The organism is Sinorhizobium saheli (assembly GCF_001651875.1).
Lineage (GTDB): Bacteria > Pseudomonadota > Alphaproteobacteria > Rhizobiales > Rhizobiaceae > Sinorhizobium > Sinorhizobium saheli.
Window position 1 is genome coordinate 62,272 of the sequence record NZ_LNQB01000071.1, and the last position, 15,747, is coordinate 78,018.

General features: G+C 65.2%; 16 protein-coding genes. 10 read left to right on the plus strand and 6 right to left on the minus strand.

Annotation, left to right across the window (positions count from 1 at the left end):
* Positions 1 to 170 precede the first annotated feature (170 nt).
* From ATB98_RS11605 to ATB98_RS11615, 3 genes are all read left to right on the plus strand, one after another.
* The gene (locus ATB98_RS11605) at positions 171 to 1,124 is read left to right on the plus strand and encodes an ABC transporter substrate-binding protein (protein ID WP_066873709.1); all 954 of its coding nucleotides are present in this window, start codon (positions 171 to 173) and stop codon (positions 1,122 to 1,124) included.
* A gap of 181 nt (positions 1,125 to 1,305) precedes the next feature.
* Positions 1,306 to 2,184, plus strand: a complete 879-nt coding sequence (locus ATB98_RS11610) for an ABC transporter permease (RefSeq protein WP_066873711.1) — start codon at positions 1,306 to 1,308, stop codon at positions 2,182 to 2,184.
* A complete protein-coding gene (locus ATB98_RS11615) occupies positions 2,181 to 2,975 on the plus strand; it encodes an ABC transporter ATP-binding protein (protein WP_066873713.1) in 795 nt (264 codons plus the stop codon). Before ATB98_RS11610 ends, ATB98_RS11615 begins: the two co-directional genes overlap by 4 nt.
* Before the next feature lie 267 nt (positions 2,976 to 3,242).
* On the opposite strand, the gene ATB98_RS11620 is transcribed toward ATB98_RS11615, so the two are convergent.
* The 3 genes from ATB98_RS11620 to ATB98_RS11630 all read right to left on the minus strand — a co-directional run bounded on the left by ATB98_RS11620 (position 3,243) and on the right by ATB98_RS11630 (position 4,649).
* On the minus strand, positions 3,243 to 3,626 hold the full coding sequence (locus tag ATB98_RS11620; RefSeq protein WP_066873715.1) for a RidA family protein: 384 nt from the start codon (positions 3,624 to 3,626) through the stop codon (positions 3,243 to 3,245).
* Between the two features lie 14 nt (positions 3,627 to 3,640).
* The gene (gene leuD / locus ATB98_RS11625; protein ID WP_066873717.1) at positions 3,641 to 4,246 is read right to left on the minus strand and encodes a 3-isopropylmalate dehydratase small subunit; all 606 of its coding nucleotides are present in this window, start codon (positions 4,244 to 4,246) and stop codon (positions 3,641 to 3,643) included.
* A 157-nt stretch (positions 4,247 to 4,403) separates the two neighbouring features.
* Complete coding sequence (locus ATB98_RS11630; protein WP_066873719.1) at positions 4,404 to 4,649, minus strand: hypothetical protein; 246 nt, start codon at positions 4,647 to 4,649, stop codon at positions 4,404 to 4,406.
* Positions 4,650 to 4,756: 107 nt separating this feature from the next.
* On the opposite strand from ATB98_RS11630, the gene ATB98_RS11635 reads away from it, so the two are divergent.
* Together ATB98_RS11635 and ATB98_RS11640 are read left to right on the plus strand one after the other, a co-directional pair.
* Positions 4,757 to 5,662, plus strand: coding sequence for an HpcH/HpaI aldolase/citrate lyase family protein (locus ATB98_RS11635; protein ID WP_066873721.1), 906 nt, complete (start codon positions 4,757 to 4,759; stop codon positions 5,660 to 5,662).
* Positions 5,659 to 5,865 carry a DUF1737 domain-containing protein gene (locus ATB98_RS11640; protein ID WP_066873725.1) on the plus strand — a complete coding sequence of 69 codons (207 nt, stop codon included), beginning with the start codon at positions 5,659 to 5,661 and terminating at the stop codon, positions 5,863 to 5,865. The genes ATB98_RS11635 and ATB98_RS11640 overlap by 4 nt, the downstream gene beginning before the upstream one ends.
* Positions 5,866 to 6,084: 219 nt before the next feature.
* Here the strand turns inward: ATB98_RS11640 and ATB98_RS11645 are convergent, their stop codons facing one another.
* Positions 6,085 to 6,519, minus strand: coding sequence for a metallopeptidase family protein (locus tag ATB98_RS11645; protein ID WP_066873727.1), 435 nt, complete (start codon positions 6,517 to 6,519; stop codon positions 6,085 to 6,087).
* Positions 6,520 to 6,728: 209 nt separating this feature from the next.
* On the opposite strand from ATB98_RS11645, the gene ATB98_RS29980 reads away from it, so the two are divergent.
* The 5 genes from ATB98_RS29980 (at position 6,729) to bfr (ending at position 13,644) form a co-directional block, all read left to right on the plus strand.
* Complete coding sequence (locus tag ATB98_RS29980; RefSeq protein ID WP_066873729.1) at positions 6,729 to 7,682, plus strand: ImuA family protein; 954 nt, start codon at positions 6,729 to 6,731, stop codon at positions 7,680 to 7,682.
* Complete coding sequence (locus tag ATB98_RS11655) at positions 7,633 to 9,132, plus strand: DUF6504 family protein (protein ID WP_268801788.1); 1,500 nt, start codon at positions 7,633 to 7,635, stop codon at positions 9,130 to 9,132. Before ATB98_RS29980 ends, ATB98_RS11655 begins: the two co-directional genes overlap by 50 nt.
* Entirely contained in the window at positions 9,129 to 12,479 is a 3,351-nt protein-coding gene (locus ATB98_RS11660; protein WP_066873733.1) for an error-prone DNA polymerase, read from the plus strand. The genes ATB98_RS11655 and ATB98_RS11660 overlap by 4 nt, the downstream gene beginning before the upstream one ends.
* A 402-nt stretch (positions 12,480 to 12,881) precedes the next feature.
* Positions 12,882 to 13,193, plus strand: coding sequence for a (2Fe-2S)-binding protein (locus tag ATB98_RS11665; protein WP_066873735.1), 312 nt, complete (start codon positions 12,882 to 12,884; stop codon positions 13,191 to 13,193).
* Positions 13,159 to 13,644 (plus strand): bacterioferritin, encoded by a 486-nt coding sequence (gene bfr, locus ATB98_RS11670; protein WP_066873737.1) that lies wholly within the window; start codon positions 13,159 to 13,161, stop codon positions 13,642 to 13,644. Before ATB98_RS11665 ends, bfr begins: the two co-directional genes overlap by 35 nt.
* A gap of 215 nt (positions 13,645 to 13,859) precedes the next feature.
* Here bfr and ATB98_RS11675 read toward each other — a convergent pair whose 3' ends face one another.
* Positions 13,860 to 14,387, minus strand: a complete 528-nt coding sequence (locus ATB98_RS11675) for an RNA pyrophosphohydrolase (RefSeq protein WP_066873739.1) — start codon at positions 14,385 to 14,387, stop codon at positions 13,860 to 13,862.
* A gap of 64 nt (positions 14,388 to 14,451) precedes the next feature.
* Positions 14,452 to 15,651 (minus strand): divergent polysaccharide deacetylase family protein, encoded by a 1,200-nt coding sequence (locus tag ATB98_RS11680; RefSeq protein ID WP_066873740.1) that lies wholly within the window; start codon positions 15,649 to 15,651, stop codon positions 14,452 to 14,454.
* Between the last annotated feature and the right edge of the window lie 96 nt (positions 15,652 to 15,747).

Sequence of the window (15,747 nt, forward strand, 5' to 3'; positions counted from 1 at the left end):
CCGGCCAGAGGGGCTTGAGGATGCGTGTGAATGGGGCAGAATCAAAAACTTTGATGGGTGAAGCTCGTGCCATCGATTGATTTCATCCATCCGCCTGCCTAAGAAAGCGGCAAATCATCCTGAGCGGATATTCGGCCCGGCTCCCGCTCGCAGAGATCGGAGGACCAACCATGCGTTCACTTCTCATTGCGCTCGCCGCCACGGTGGCGCTCTCCCTGCCGGCGCGTGCCGACGAGGTCACGGTCGCCGTGACGGCGATCGTCGAGCATCCGGCGCTCGATGCCGCCCGCGACGGCGTCAAGGATGCGCTTGCCGCCGCCGGCTACAAGGAAGGCGAGAACCTGAAGTTCATCTACGAGTCCGCCCAGGGCAATCCGGCGACCGCGGCGCAGATCGCCCGGCAGTTCGCCGGCGAGGCGCCGGACGTGATCGTGCCGATCTCGACGCCGTCGGCCCAGGCCGTGGTCTCCTCCACCCGCGATATCCCGGTGGTCTTCACCGCCGTCTCCGATCCCCTCGGCGCCCAGCTCGTCAAGGACATGGAGAAGCCCGGCGGCAACGTCACCGGCCTTTCGGACATGTCGCCGGTCGCCGAGCACGTGGCGCTGATCAAGGAGATCCTGCCGAACGCCAAGACGATCGGCTATCTCTACAATTCCGGCGAAGCGAACTCCGTATCGCTGTTGGCGGCGCTCAAGGCAGAGGCCGAGAAGGCCGGGTTGACCGTGGTCGAATCCGCCGCGACCAAGTCGGCCGAGGTGCAGGGTGCGGCCCGCGCGCTCGTCGGCCGCGCCGACGCGATCTATGTGCCGACCGACAACACGATCGTTTCCGCCCTGGAAGGTGCGGTCGCCGTTGCCGAGGAAAGCAAGCTGCCGCTCTTCACCGCCGACACGGATTCGGTTTCCCGCGGCGCGCTCGCCGCCCTCGGCTTCAACTACTACGACGTCGGCAAGCAGACGGGCGAAGTGGTCGTGCGCGTTCTCAAGGGCGAGAATCCGGGCGATATCCCGGTCAAGGTTGCCGCCGGCACCGACCTCGTCATCAACAAGGGCGCGGCCACCCGGATGGGCGTGACGCTGCCGGAAAGCATCGTCGGCCGGGCGACCCGCACGATCGAGTAACGGGCCCGCGGCCTTTTTGTTGCCTTCTTGCCGCCTCCGTTCCATACTGGGGCGGTTCGCTTATCGAGCGGGAGCTGAAATGCATGCGCGGTTTCCGTCCGCATCCCGCGCCAACTTCAAAAATGCATGTTCCGCATCTCGCCGCGAGCCTGCGGAACATCGGAGAAGAGGACTACCGGCGTTGAGTCAAATCGCTTTCTGGGGAGCCGTCGAACTGGGGCTCGTCTATGCCTTCGTCGCGGTCGGCGTGTTCCTCGCCTTCCGGGTGCTCGACTTTCCCGACCTCACCGTCGACGGCTCCTTTCCGCTCGGCGCTGCCGTCACCGCGGTGCTGATCATCGCCGGCGTCAATCCGTGGCTGGCGGCGGCGGTGGCGATGGCCGCCGGCGCCGCGGCGGGGATCGCCACGGCGATCCTGAACGTGCGGTTCAAGATCTTGAACCTGCTCGCCTCGATCCTGACGATGATCGCGCTCTTCTCCGTCAACCTCAGGGTCATGGGCAAGCCCAACGTCGCCTTGATCAACGCCGACACCATGCTCTCGCCCTTCTACGGTCTCGGCTTGAGGGATTTCTACGTGCGTCCGCTTTTCGTCGGCGTCCTCGTGCTCGTCGCGGTCGTCCTCGTCTGGCGCTTCCTCGAAAGCGACGCGGGGCTTGCCATGCGGGCGACGGGAGCCAATGCCCGGATGGCGCGGGCGCAAGGGGTCGACACCAGCCGGCAGATCTATCTCGGCATGGCGATTTCCAACGCGCTCGTCGCCCTCGCCGGCGCGCTCTTCGCGCAGACCAACGGCTTTGCCGACGTGACCTCGGGCGTCGGAACGATCGTCGTCGGGCTTGCCGCGGTGATCATCGGCGAGACGCTGCTCGGCGCCCGCGGCACGCTGATCGCGCTCGTCGGCTGCGTGCTCGGGTCGATCCTCTACCGCATCGCCATACAGGTGGCGCTTTCGACCGATACGCTCGGGCTCCAGGCTTCCGACCTCAATTTCGTGACCGCGGTGCTTGTCACGGTGGCGCTCGTCCTGCCCCGCTTGCGTCGTGGAGGTGCCGCATGATCATCCTCGACAACATCCAGGTCGTCTTCGGCAAGGGCACGCCGCTGCAGAAGCAGGCGCTGAACGGCGTCAGCCTGACGATCGAGCAGGGCTCCTTCGTCACCGTGATCGGCTCGAACGGCGCCGGCAAATCGACGCTGCTCGGCGTCCTGGCCGGCGACGTGCTGCCGAGCGGCGGCCGGGTGACGATTGGCAACACCGAGGTGACGCGTAAGGGCACGGCCGCCCGCGCCGGCCTCGTCGCCCGTGTCTTCCAGGATCCGCTCGCCGGCAGTTGCGGCGCGCTCTCGATCGAGGAGAACCTCGCGCTTGCCGCCAGGCGCGGCGAAAGCCGCGGCCTGACGCCGGCGCTCGGGAGCAGGCGGCGGGCGCATTTCCGCGAGCGTATCGCCGAACTCAATCTCGGGCTCGAGGACCGCATGCGCGACCGCATGGACCTGCTTTCGGGCGGCCAGCGGCAGGCGGTCTCGCTGGTGATGGCAACACTCGCCGGCTCGAAGGTGCTGCTCCTCGACGAGCACACGGCGGCGCTCGACCCCGGCATGGCCGAGTTCATCATGAACCTCACGCAGAAGATCGTCGCCGAGCGCAAGCTGACGACGCTGATGGTGACACACTCGATGCGACAGGCGCTCGACTTCGGCCACCGCACGATCATGCTGCACGGCGGCGAAATCGTCCTCGACGTCGCCGGCGACAGCCGCAAGACGCTCGAGGTCGAGGACCTGATCGCCATGTTCCGCCGCATCCGCGGCCAGACGCTCGACGACGATGCGCTGCTGATCGGCTGAGGCGATTTCCGGGTATTGCCCCTCATCCGCCTGCCGGCACCTTCTCCCCGTCCTGACGGGGAGAAGGGGTATGCCGCGGCGCCGTATTACCTCGCCCCGCGTGCGGTTCGCGTGGGGGAAAAGGCCGGGGGCGGGATGCGCTCACATGCGTTCGCGCCACCGCCCTATCTGTTTGATTTGCCGCATTTGTGCGACGTCGGGGGGAATCCACCTGATTGCAAAATGCTCCAGGGTGAGGGGCGTCCGTGGTCTTGAAGACGCTTCCGATCAAGCGCCCCGGAAGGCCGTGACCTCGATTTCGATCAGCATTTCCGGGCGGATGAGGTCGCAGACGACCATCGTCGCGGCCGGGCGGATTTCGCCGAAGACCTCGCCGAGGATCGGGAAGACCCGGTCGGCGAAGCTGGCATCGGTGACGTAGTAGTGATTGCGCACGACGTCGGCGAGCGAGAAGCCCGCTTGCCTCAGCGCGTTCTCGATCGTCTTCAGGCAGTTGCGCGCCTGTTCCTCCAGCGTTTCCGGCATGGTCATGGTGGCGTAGTCGTAGCCGGTCGTGCCGGAGACGAAGCACCAGTCGCCCTTGACGACGGCACGCGAATAGCCTGCCGTCTTTTCGAAAGGCGAGCCGGAGGAGATGAGCTTGCGCGTCATCGCGGCGCGCGCGCTCAGGCCCAGGGATGTGAGGAGGCGTTCTTCTTCTCGAAGCTGTCGATGGCGCTGCCCTTCTCGAGCGTCAGGCCGATATCGTCGAGGCCGTTCAACAGGCAGTGGCGCTTGAAGGCGTCGATCTCGAACTTGATCGAGCCGCCGTCGGGGCCGGTGATTTCCTGCGCTTCGAGGTCGACCGTCAGGATGGCGTTGGAGCCGCGGCTGGCGTCGTCCATCAGCTTGTCGAGGTTCTCCTGGCTGACGACGATCGGCAGGATGCCGTTCTTGAAGCAGTTGTTGTAGAAGATGTCGGCGAAGGAGGTGGAGATCACGCAGCGGATGCCGAAATCGAGGAGCGCCCAGGGCGCATGCTCGCGCGAGGAGCCGCAGCCGAAATTGTCGCCGGCGACGAGGATCTTGGCATTCTGGTAGGCCGGCTTGTTGAGCACGAAATCCGGGTTCGGCGTGCCGTCCTCGTTGTAGCGGGATTCGGCGAAAAGGCCCTTGCCAAGACCGGTGCGCTTGATCGTCTTCAGGTAATCCTTCGGAATGATCATGTCCGTGTCGATATTGACGACGGGCAGGGGGGCGGCGACGCCGGTGAGCTTGACGAACTTGTCCATGACTTGGCCTTCGATTTCAGCGGAAACGTTGAAAGAGCGTTTAGATCAGTTTTGTGCCGAAATGAAGGAGAATCTGCGTTGAGCGTCCCGCAGGCCCTGAAGCGCGCGGCATCGGGGCGGAAAAGCGCTTCACCGCTCTCCTTATCCCGTCTCGCGCCTAGAGATCGATGATCGTGCCGCGTCCGTCGTTCCAGATCCGCATTTCGCGCGCGGCGCCGGCAGGCCGTGCGCGGCTGCGCGCGTGCACCGACCGGCCATTCAGTCTCGTGGCGATCGCGCTGCCGATGGCGACAACGGCGGCGATGCCGGCCAGCGCCAGGGCCAGCGAGGCGGTGAAGACGAAAGCCGCAAGCGTGACGGCGATGGCTGCGGCCGTGAAGAGGACAGAGCGGATGCTTTGCATGAACGTCACCTTTCCAAGGCCGATGTGGGTGCTCGATGGGGACCTTACAAGAGGGGCCGATTTGTGTCCGCTTGCGCAAAGGTGGAAAGGCGGGCACAACGAAGTGCATGACAAGAGCGACACACCATCATCCCGTGCGGCTGCGCCGTTCGGTGCTTTCCGTTCCGGCCGACAATCAGCGTGCCCTCGCCAAGGTCAGCGCTCTCGACGCCGATGCGGTGATCTTCGATCTCGAGGATGCGGTCGCGCCGGACCGCAAGGCTGAAGCGCGCGACGCGCTCGTCAGGCATCTGGCCTCGAGCCGGCCCACGGGCGAAGCGATCATCCGCGTCAATGCGGCGGAGTCGGGTTTCCGCGAAAAGGACTTCGCCGCCGCCCTTGCGGCAAGGCCCGATGCGCTCCTACTCCCAAAGGTCGAAAGCCCCGCCGATATTCAGGCCGCGCTCGACTGGCTCGCGGAGAACGACGCGCCGGAGGAGTTGAGGCTCTGGGCGATGATCGAAACGCCGCGCGGCATCATCAACGCGCCGGCGATCGCCGAGACCGGCCGCACGTCCGGCGGCCGGCTCGACTGCTTCGTCGTGGGCCTGAACGATCTGCGCAAGGAGACGGGCGTTCCCGCTCTTCCCGGCCGCACCTATCTCGTCCCCTGGCTGATGCAGGTCCTGCTTGCCGCGCGCGGCAGCGGCCTCGACGCGATCGACGCGGTCTTCAACGATTTCCGCGATGCGGCGGGCTTCGCGGCCGAATGCCGCCAGGGGCGCGACATGGGCTATGACGGCAAGATGCTGATCCATCCGGCGCAGATCGACGAGGCCAATCGATGCTTCGGCGTCGACGAGGCGGCGGTCGAGGAAGCGCGCGCCATCATCGCGGCCTTTGCGCAGCCGGAAAATGCCGGCAGGGGCGTGATCAACCTTCACGGCCGGATGGTCGAGCGCCTGCATCTCGATCAGGCGGTAAAACTCGCGGCCAAGGCGGACATCATCGAAAGACGAAAGGCAACATCTTGAAACTCTACCGCTTTCTCACGGGACCCGACGACGCGTCGTTCTGCCACAAGGTGACGGCGGCCTTGAACCAGGGATGGGCACTGCACGGCTCGCCCACCTACGCCTTCAACGCCGACACCCAGCACATGCAGTGCGGTCAGGCGGTGGTGAAGGAGGTGGCGGGCAAGGACTATCATCCGGACATGAAGCTGTCGGAGCAGTAGGCGCGACTCTTTATTGTCTTGGCTTGCCCCTTGGGCTGCGATCGGCTGACAACTTCTTCCTATATGGCGGCGGTTTGCCCCTCACCCTAACCCTCTCCCCGCGCGCGGGGAGAGGGGACGCGTTTGGCGCGAGGCATCGCCACTTGTCCCTTCTCCCCGTCAGAACGGGGAGAAGGTGCCGGCAGGCGGATGAGGGGCGAATCCGGTCGGAAGGCTGCCTCAGCCGCCGACGTGCTCGACGCTTGCCTCGATCCGATCCATGTCGTCGTCGGAAAGGCCGAAGTGGTGGCCGATCTCGTGGATCAGCACATGGGTGATGATGTCGCCGAGCGTTTCCTCGTTTTCCGCCCAATAGTCGAGGATCGGGCGGCGATAGAGGGTGATGCGGTTCGGAAACTCGCCGGTTTCCATGGTGAAGCGTTCGCCGATGCCGCGGCCTTCGAAGAGGCCGAGCAGGTCGAAGGGCGTCTCGAGCGCCATGTCTTCGAAGACGTCGTCGCTCGGGAAATCGGCGACTTCGATAATGAGATCCGTCGTCAGCTTGCGGAATTCCTCAGGCAGATGGCTGTAGGCTTCAAACGCGAGCTGCTCGAATGTGGAAAGCGTCGGTGCGTGGCGTTCCCGCCAATCATCGGTCTGGTCAATGCGGGCCATGGGCACTCCTTGTCGCCCTCATATAGCGATTTTGCCTTTGCATTTCGAGTATTGAATTCGGCCGGTGCCTGTCGCCCAAAAGCGTAGGGCGGTTATGGGACGATCTGTGCAGGGATGAGGCATAAATTCCTATGTTCCGCTGTTGACTCTCCCGCCAAGCTCTGGAATCAATAAGAACATAACAGGAACATTTGGTGGAGTTGACCGTCATGGCCGCAGATGCCGTGCAACGGCAAACCGTTCTTTCCCTTCGCGAGACCATAGCGCGGATTGAAGATCAGAGGCTGCCGGGAAGTGTCCGGGCGGCGAGCGCGGCCGATCCCGCCGGCTTCCGGCGGGGCAGGGATGAGACTTCCCGCCGCAGGGTCCTGCCGGTTGGAATCCCGGAGCTCGACGTCGTCCTGAACGGCGGGTTGCCGCTCGAGGGCATGACGGAAATCCGCAATGCCGAAACCCGCGACGCGGGCGCGGCCGCCGGTTTCGTGGCGGCGCTCGCGGTGCTCTATCAGCGGGAGAAGAAGGAGAAGGGCAGCCTCGCTCCGGTGCTCTGGATCAGCCAGTCGCTTGCCGCCCAGGAGGCGGGCCAGCCTTATGCGCCGGGGCTCAAGGCCCATGGGCTCGACGCCGAACGCTTCCTCTTCGTCTCGGTGCGCACGGTCAAGGATGTGCTCTGGATCGCCGAGACGGCGCTTTCGGTGCCGGTCTTCGCCGCGGTCGTCCTGGAAATCCGCGGCAATCCCGCCTGTCTGACCTTAAGCGAGAGCCGGCGCCTGCATGTGAGAGCCCGGGCGGGCGGCGTGCCTCTCCTCGTCTTTCGCCAGGCGGGCGAGGAGGAGGCGAGCAGCGCCTTCTTCCGCTTCCAGGTCAGGCCGGCGCCGGCCGGCGAGCGTCCTCTCCCCGGTGGTTCGATGCTTTGCGGCAGCATCGGCCATCCCGCCTTTCACCTCCTTGTCGAAAAAAGCAGGGCTCACGCCCCTCTCGGCATCTTTCTGGAATGGAACGCCCATGACTGCCGCTTCTACTCCCTCGACGAGCGCCGCAGCGCCGCTCTTCAGGCAAACGACGAGCCAGCGGATCCTCGCGATCCACTTTCCGCATCTGCCGGCCGATCGCATCGCGCGCAGCCGATGGGGCGCCTCCTGGCTTTCGCGCGGGCGTCCTGACCATCCGCCCGTCGTCTTTACCGCCAAGATCGACAATGCCATGCGCCTCGTCGCGCTCGACACGCTTGCGGAGCGCATCGGCCTGAAGCGCGGGCAGGGGGCGGCGGAAGCCCGCGCCATGTGTCCGTCGCTCGACGTGATCGCCGCCGATCCGGCGGCGGACCAGGCCTTTCTGGAAGCGCTTGCCGACTGGTGCGATCGCTATACGCCGCTGGTCGCGCTCGACGGCAAGGACGGCCTCTTCCTCGACATCACCGGTTGCGCGCATCTCCATGGCGGCGAGAAGGCGTTCGTCAGCGATGTCCTGTCGCGGCTCTTTTCGCTCGGCGTCGAGGCGCGGGCGACCGTTTCCTCCGCGGCCGGCCTCTCCTGGGCGGCCGTCCGCCATGGCAATGTCGCCGTCATCGCGCCCGGGGATGCCGACCGGGTGCTTGCACCCCTGCCGGTCGCCGCGCTGCGTCTGCCGGCGGAAACGGCCGCCGCACTCGAAAGGGTCGGGCTGAAGCAGGTCGGCGATCTGCTCGAGGCGCCGCGGGCGCCGCTCGCCCGCCGCTTCGGCTCCTTCCTCCTCCTGCGCCTCGACCAGGCGAGAGGCGAGGTCGACGAGCCGCTGTCGCCCCGCCTGCCGGTGCCGAGCTTTTCCTCCGAGCGCCGGCTTGCCGAACCGCTTCAGGACGAAGAGTACATTCTTGAACTCACGCGCCACCTCGCCAAGGAGGTCCGCGCCTTGCTGGAGCGGCATGGCGAAGGCGGGCGCCTGTTCGAGCTCCTCCTGTTTCGCGTCGACGGCCGGGTGTTCCGCGTCCGGGCCCATGCGGCCGTCGCGCTCAATGACGCCGATCGCATCGCCGCCCTCTTTCGCGAGCGGCTGCAGGCGGTCCATGACGATCTCGATGCCGGATACGGCTTCGAAATCCTCCGGCTTTCCGTCATCAGAAGCGAAAGGCTCGATCCGACGCAGGAGGATTTTTCCGGCGTTCCGGACGAAAGCCAGCCGCTGGCCGCCTTTGTCGACAAGGTTTCCGCCCGGTTCGGACCGGATTGCCTGATGCAGGCGGCTCTTTTCGAAAGCCACCTGCCGGAGCGGGCGGGCGGCTTTGCGCCCGTGAGGGACGTGGCCGCGGTCCTGGCACCTGCCGTCGATAGAGCCCTTCCTGAAAACCGCCCGCTTCGGATTTTCGCGCATCCGGAGCGGGTCGAGGCGACGGCCGAAGTGCCCGAAGGCGCGCCGCGCAGCTTCAACTGGCGCAAGACCCAGTACCGCGTCGCCCGTGCCGAGGGGCCGGAACGCATCGCCGCCGAGTGGTGGATCGATGGCGAAAACCATCCGACGCGCGATTATTTCCGGGTCGAGGATCAGGAGGGCCGCCGCTTCTGGCTGTTCCGCGAAGGCCTTTACGGCCGGGAAACCGCCTCGCCCCGCTGGTTCATGCACGGAGTTTTCGCATGAGCGGAGAGCCTGTTTTCTACGAGCTGGGCGCACGCACGAACTTCTCCTTCCTCGAGGGGGCGGCGCCGGCCGAGGAGATGGTCGTCTTCGCCAAGAAGGTCGGGCTTTCGGGCCTCGGCATCGCCGACCGCAACAGCGTCGCCGGCGTCGTGCGGGCCCATGCCAAGGCGAAGGTGGAGGGGTTTCCCTTCCAGCCGGGCGCCCGCCTCTCCTTTGCCGACGGCACGCCGGAGATTCTCGCCTATCCGAAAAACAGGCGCGGCTGGGGGCATCTCTGCCGCCTGCTCAGTGCCGGCAACCTGCGCTCGAAGAAGGGCGACTGCACGCTTTATCTCGCCGATCTCCTCGAATGGCAGGAGGAGCTTCTGCTGATCGTCCTGCAGGGCGCGGGGCGGCCGGAGCCGGAAAGCCTCTGCGCACTGCTGGAAAAATTAAAGGAGCATGCAGGCGGCAGGCTCTATCTCGGCCTGACGCCGCATTATGACGGCTTCGACCGGCATGATTTCGCCGTGCTTGCGGCGGTCGCCCGCGGGGCCGGCATCCGGCTTCTCGCCACCAATGACGCGCTCTATCACGATCCGCACTACCGCCCGCTTGCCGATGTCGTGACCGCCATTCGCGAGCATGTGCCGATCGCCGACGCCGGTTTCCTCGCCCAGAGGAATGCCGAACGGCATCTGAAGGGCCCCAAGGAAATGGCCCGGCTTTTCAGCGACTACCCCGAGGCGGTCGCCAATACGCGCAAGTTCTACAAGGAGCTCGCCTTCAGCCTCGACGAGCTCAGCCATCAATATCCGGATGAGAGCGCCGAAGGCGAGACGCCGGCCGAAAGCCTGCGGCGGCTCGTCGCGGAAGGGGCAGAGGAGCGCTATCCCGACGGCGTGCCGGAAAAGGTGAAGCGCCAGATCGAATACGAACTCGAACTCATCCACGACAAGAAATACGAGCCCTATTTCCTCACCGTCCACAAGCTGGTGAAGTTCGCCCGCAGCAAGGAAATCCTTTGCCAGGGGCGGGGCTCGGCGGCCAATTCCTCGGTCTGCTTCTGCCTTCGCATCACCGATGTCGACCCGCAGAAGTTCACGCTGCTCTTCGACCGTTTCCTGTCGCGCGACCGCGACGAGCCGCCCGATATCGACGTCGATTTCGAGCACGAGCGGCGTGAAGAGGTCATCCAGTATATCTACGAGACCTATGGCAAGGAGCATGCCGGACTCACCGCCGCGGTGATCAGCTATCGTTCGCGCTCGGCGGGCCGCGAGGTCGCCAAGGCCTTCGGCCTCTCGGAGGATGTGCAGTCCGCGCTGGTGAGCTCGATCTGGGGCTGGGGAACCTCACCCTTCACCGAAGAGCAGGCGAAGGGCGCCGGCCTCGATGCGGCGGACCCACTCACCAAACGCGTCCTTGCCTATGCCAGCCTGCTCATGAACTTTCCACGGCATCTGTCGCAGCATGTGGGCGGCTTCGTGATCACCCGTGATCGGCTCGACGAGGTCGTGCCGATCATGAACACGGCCATGCCCGACCGCTACATGATCGAATGGGACAAGGACGATCTCGACCAGTTGAAGATCCTCAAGGTCGACGTGCTGGCGCTCGGCATGCTGACCTGCCTCGCCAAGGCCTTCAAGCTCCTCAAGGCGCATTACGGGGAGGAGAAGATCCTGGCCGAAATCTATCAGGATCATCGGGAGGCCGTGTACGACATGATCTGCCGCGCCGATACGGTCGGGGTCTTCCAGATCGAAAGCCGGGCGCAGATGAGCATGCTGCCGCGCCTCCGCCCGCGTGAAATGTACGACCTGGTGATCGAGGTCGCGATCGTCCGGCCGGGTCCCATCCAGGGCAACATGGTGCACCCCTATCTGAAGCGGCGCGAGGCGCAGCGCAGGGGCGAAAACGTCTTCGACTTTCCGAAACCGGAGTTGCGGCCCGTCCTCGAAAGGACGCTGGGCGTGCCGCTGTTCCAGGAACAGGCGATGCAGATCGCCATTACCGCCGCCGGTTTCTCGCCGAGCGAGGCCGACCGCCTGCGCCGCGCCATGGCGACCTTCAAGCGCACCGGCACGATCCATACCTTTGAGCGGAACATGATCGAGGGCATGGTCGCGAACGGCTACGAGAGGGACTTCGCCGAGCGCTGCTTCAACCAGATCAAGGGGTTCGGCGAATACGGTTTCCCCGAAAGCCATGCCGCCTCCTTCGCCTCCCTCGTCTATGCCTCGGCCTGGTTCAAGACCTATTATCCGGACATTTTCTGCGCGGCGCTCCTGAATTCGCAGCCGATGGGCTTTTATGCGCCCGCACAGCTCGTCCGCGATGCCCGCGAGCACGGGGTGAAGCTGTTGCCGGTCGATATCAACCATTCGGATTGGGATGCCCTGCTCGAAGGCGAGGGGATGTTCAACAAGGATGCGATCGATCCGCGCCATGCCGAAATGCGGGAGGTTATCAAGTCCGGGAAGGCCGTCCGGCTCGGCTTCCGGCTGGTCAAGGGGCTGAGGCAGACGGATATGGAGGCGCTCGCCAGGCGCCGCGGCAAGGGATACCGCTCCGTCCACGATCTCTGGGTCCGCTCCGGCCTTTCCCGCGCCGTCCTGGAGCGCCTTGCCGATGCCGATGCCTTCCGCTCCATCGGCCTCGACCGGCGCGCGGCCCTTTGGGCGGTGAAGGCGCTGGACGAGCAGTCGGCGATCGAGCGCCTGCCGCTTTTCGGTGAGGCGGGTTCCGAGGATCTGCAGGCAGAGCCCGCGGTCACCCTCCCCGACATGCCCGCGGGCGAGCATGTCGTCCATGACTATCGTTTCCTGACGCTCTCGCTCAAGGCCCATCCGGTTTCCTTCATGCGGGAGGGTTTTGCCCGGATGGGCATTGTCTCCAGTCGCGCCCTGGCGAGGACCCCGGCGGGAAGATGGGTCACGGTGGCGGGCCTTGTGCTCGTTCGCCAGCGGCCGGGTTCCGCCAACGGCGTCATCTTCATGACGATCGAGGACGAGACCGGGATTGCCAACATCATCGTCTGGGAAAGGACGTTCAAGAAATACCGGCTGCAGGTCATGGGATCGCGGCTTGTGAAGGTGCGCGGCCGCTTGCAGAGCCAGAGCGGTGTCATCCATGTCGTTGCCGACCACATCGAGGACATGACGCCGATGCTCGGCCTCCTGCGCCAGGAGGCCCGGCGTTTCGGCGCCAATGACCGCGCGGACGAGGCCTTCCGGCCGACGATGGATGCGCGCGACAAGAAGAAACTCCGGCAATTGCGCCTGGGCCTGCCGAGCCCGGCGCCGGACGGTGATGCAGCCGCCGAGATGGCGGAGGTGATGCCGAAAGGGCGCAACTTCCATTGAGCCCTCATGCATGCCGCGCAAAAGTGCGCGCTTTTGCGATAACGACATGCGTAAAAACAAGACCTGAAGCGCGCCGCGTGAATTCGATTGAATGCGACGCGCTCTAGCGTGACGGCAGCGCCGCCACACGGTCGTAGCAGGGGTCCCGCCTTGCCGGTCTCCGCCGGCAGAACATGCCTGTGTAAAAATGTCGCAGCATGCGCAACCGATGCTGCACTTTGCGGAAGCAAAATCTTCTCCTTAGAATCGTCTAATATTCTGTAAATGCGACGTTTTTCATCAAGTTTAGAACCGGTCTAAGATGCCGCTCAACTTTATGGAGAGGAGTTTTTTGTTGACGGCAAATATCCTCTTTTGCTTTATGCGGGAAATCAGGGCGTTGCGTTTAACAGGCAAGACGAAATGCTGGTTTGCAGCTGCAATTTCATCACCGAGAAAGAGATCGAGGATACGATCGTCAGCCTCCTCGACGAGGACTGCTGGCAGTTGATCGTGCCGGCGAAAGTCTATCACGCGATGGAAAAGCGCGGCCGCTGCTGCGGCTGCTTCCCCAATGTCGTCGACATCATCATCCGCACCACCGAAGCCTATCACGCCAGCCGCCCCTCGACGGAAGCCGAGATATTTGATTTCATGACCCGCCTAAAACAATTCCACGAAGAAAACCGGAGGGCGGATCTTGAAAGGCGACGCAAAGGTCATCGAGCAGCTTAACGAAGCGCTCTTTCTCGAACTCGGGGCCGTAAACCAGTACTGGGTCCATTACCGTCTTCTCGAAGACTGGGGTTACACGCTGCTCGCGAAGAAGGAGCGCGCCGAGTCGATCGAGGAAATGCACCATGCCGACAAGCTCATCGCGCGGATCATCTTCCTCGAGGGTCACCCGAACCTCCAGACGGTCGCGCCGCTGCGCATCGGGCAGAACGTCAAGGAAGTCTTGAAGGCGGACCTCGCCGGCGAATACGATGCCCGCACCGCCTACAAGAATTCCCGCGACATCTGCCATGCCGCCGGCGACTATGTCTCGATGAAGCTTTTCGAGGAACTGCTCGCCGACGAGGAGGGCCACATCGACTTCCTCGAATCGCAGATCCAGTTGCTCGAAACCATCGGCGAGGAGAAATACGGCCAGCTCAACGCCGCCCCCGCCAACGAGGCCGAGTAAGCGCCCGGCTTTGCGACTGCGGGCGCCGCGCGGTTCAGGGCGCGGCGCGTTCTTCGCTCGAGAAATCAGCCCCCTCTCCTTGGACCCGAGGAATAACCCTCTCCCCGTTCTGACGGGCAGAGGGGCCTGAGGCGCCGCCGCGAGTCCCCTTCGCCCCGCGTGCGGGGAGAAGGTGCCGGCAGGCGGATGAGGGGCGATGCGGACGCTTTTTACTCTCAGCCCGCCAGATGCGAGAAGGCGGCGACGACCTGTTCGTAGACCTTGCGCTTGAACGGCACGATCAGGTCGGGCAGTTCGTGCATCGGCTTCCATTCCCAGGCATCGAACTCCGGGGCGTGGCCGCCGGGCGGCGGATCGATGGCGATCTCGCTTTCGTCGCCCTCGAAGCGGAAGGCGTACCAGCGCTGTGTCTGGCCACGGTACTTGCCCTTCAGCCCGATGCCGATCAATTGCGGCGGCAGGTCGTAATGGATCCAGTCCGGCGCCTCGGCGAGCAGCGAAACCGAGCGGATGCCGGTCTCCTCGTAAAGCTCGCGATAGGCGGCCGCGAGCGGCTCCTCGCCTTCGTCGATGCCGCCCTGCGGCATCTGCCAGAGCTGCGGCGAGCCGTCATATTCCGAATTGCCGACAGCGACCCGGTGCCCGGCCCAGACGAGCCCCTGCCGATTGAGGACCATGACGCCGACGCAAGGCCGGTAGGGCAAATCCTCCGCCGTCACGATCCTGCCTTTGTCCTTACCCATGCGTCCTTCCTTTTCGTGCCTGCATACCCGCCGCCTGACAAGACGCGCGGCGATCCGCCCTCGGTCATTTTTGCCGCGGATCGTCGACGAGCGCCGATGCGCCGACGATTTCGATACCGCGTCCCCGGGCCTCCTCCATCCATGCGGCGATGGCCGCGATGCTTTCGTCGAAGGCCGAAGCGACACCGATCGCCGTGCCGTTTCGCTGCGCGATGCGCTCCAGTTCGTCGAGCCTGCGCAGGATGGCGGTCTCGCTGATCTCGCTGTCGAGGACGAGGTCGGCGAAGCCGTGCGGCACGTCGAAGGCGCCGGCGAGCGTGCCGGAGAGCGACTGCGCCGAGCTGCCGTCGTCGAGGAACAGGAGGCCCCGCTTGGCGAGGTCGCGCATCACCGGCTCGAGCGCGTCGGCGTCGGCGAGAAAGCGTCCGCCGAGATAGTTCATGATGCCGGTGTAATTGGTGATCTCAGCCATGCTGCGGTGCAGTTCCGCGAGGTTCTTCTTGGCCCCGAGGGAAACGCGCAGCGCATGCGGGCCCGGGTCGTTGTCGGGGAAGTCGAACGGCTCCATCGGGATCTGCAACAGGATCTCGTGGCCGTCGCGTCTCGCCTCCTGCATCCAGCGTTGCAGGCTGTTGCCGGCCGCGGCGAAGGCGAGCGTCACCTCGCCCGGCAGGTCGCGGATCGCCCGCTGGGTCCCGGTCTGGCTGAGGCCGAGGCCGCCGACGACGATGGCGATGCGCGTGCCGCGGGCGCCGGACCAGGGCCGGGCATATTGATCCATCGGCCTCAGCCCGTCCGGACCGATGATCGGCAGCCGGCCCTCCGGAGCATCCTCGAGCAGATCCTCGTTCGGCAGCGCCGCCATGCGCGGGTCCTGGCCGCGTGCCGCCCCGACATCGATCAGCGCCGGGCCGCCGTTTTCGCGCGAGCGCGGGGTGTATTTCGTGACGGTCGCGCCATCGTCGGTCAGCACTTCCTCGACCTGCGCACCGGAAAGCGCGCCGCTGCGCTTCAATCCCCTCTGCTTGTCAGGTTCCCCCGCAGGTGCCGTCCGCTCGGCGATCGCGGCTGCTTCCGTTCCGGCCGGCGTCGCCGGTGCGCGCGTCAGGCCGTCGGGGGAAAGGGCGCTCCATGCGGAGAGACCGATGATGGCAAATGCGGCGGCGCCGAGGCCCGAATAGCGAAGGATGTGGCGCAGGCGATGCCTGCGCGCCGGCCTCTCCTTCCGGTGCTGGCCAAGCGGGGCATTGAGATCAGTTCCCAAACGGAGCCTCGGTCGTCTCTGCAATCATCGCCCGCCGCCGTCGCGGGGTCACTCGGAAAGGCCGGCGGGAGAACCCGGCGCATCCCACGAGCCCGA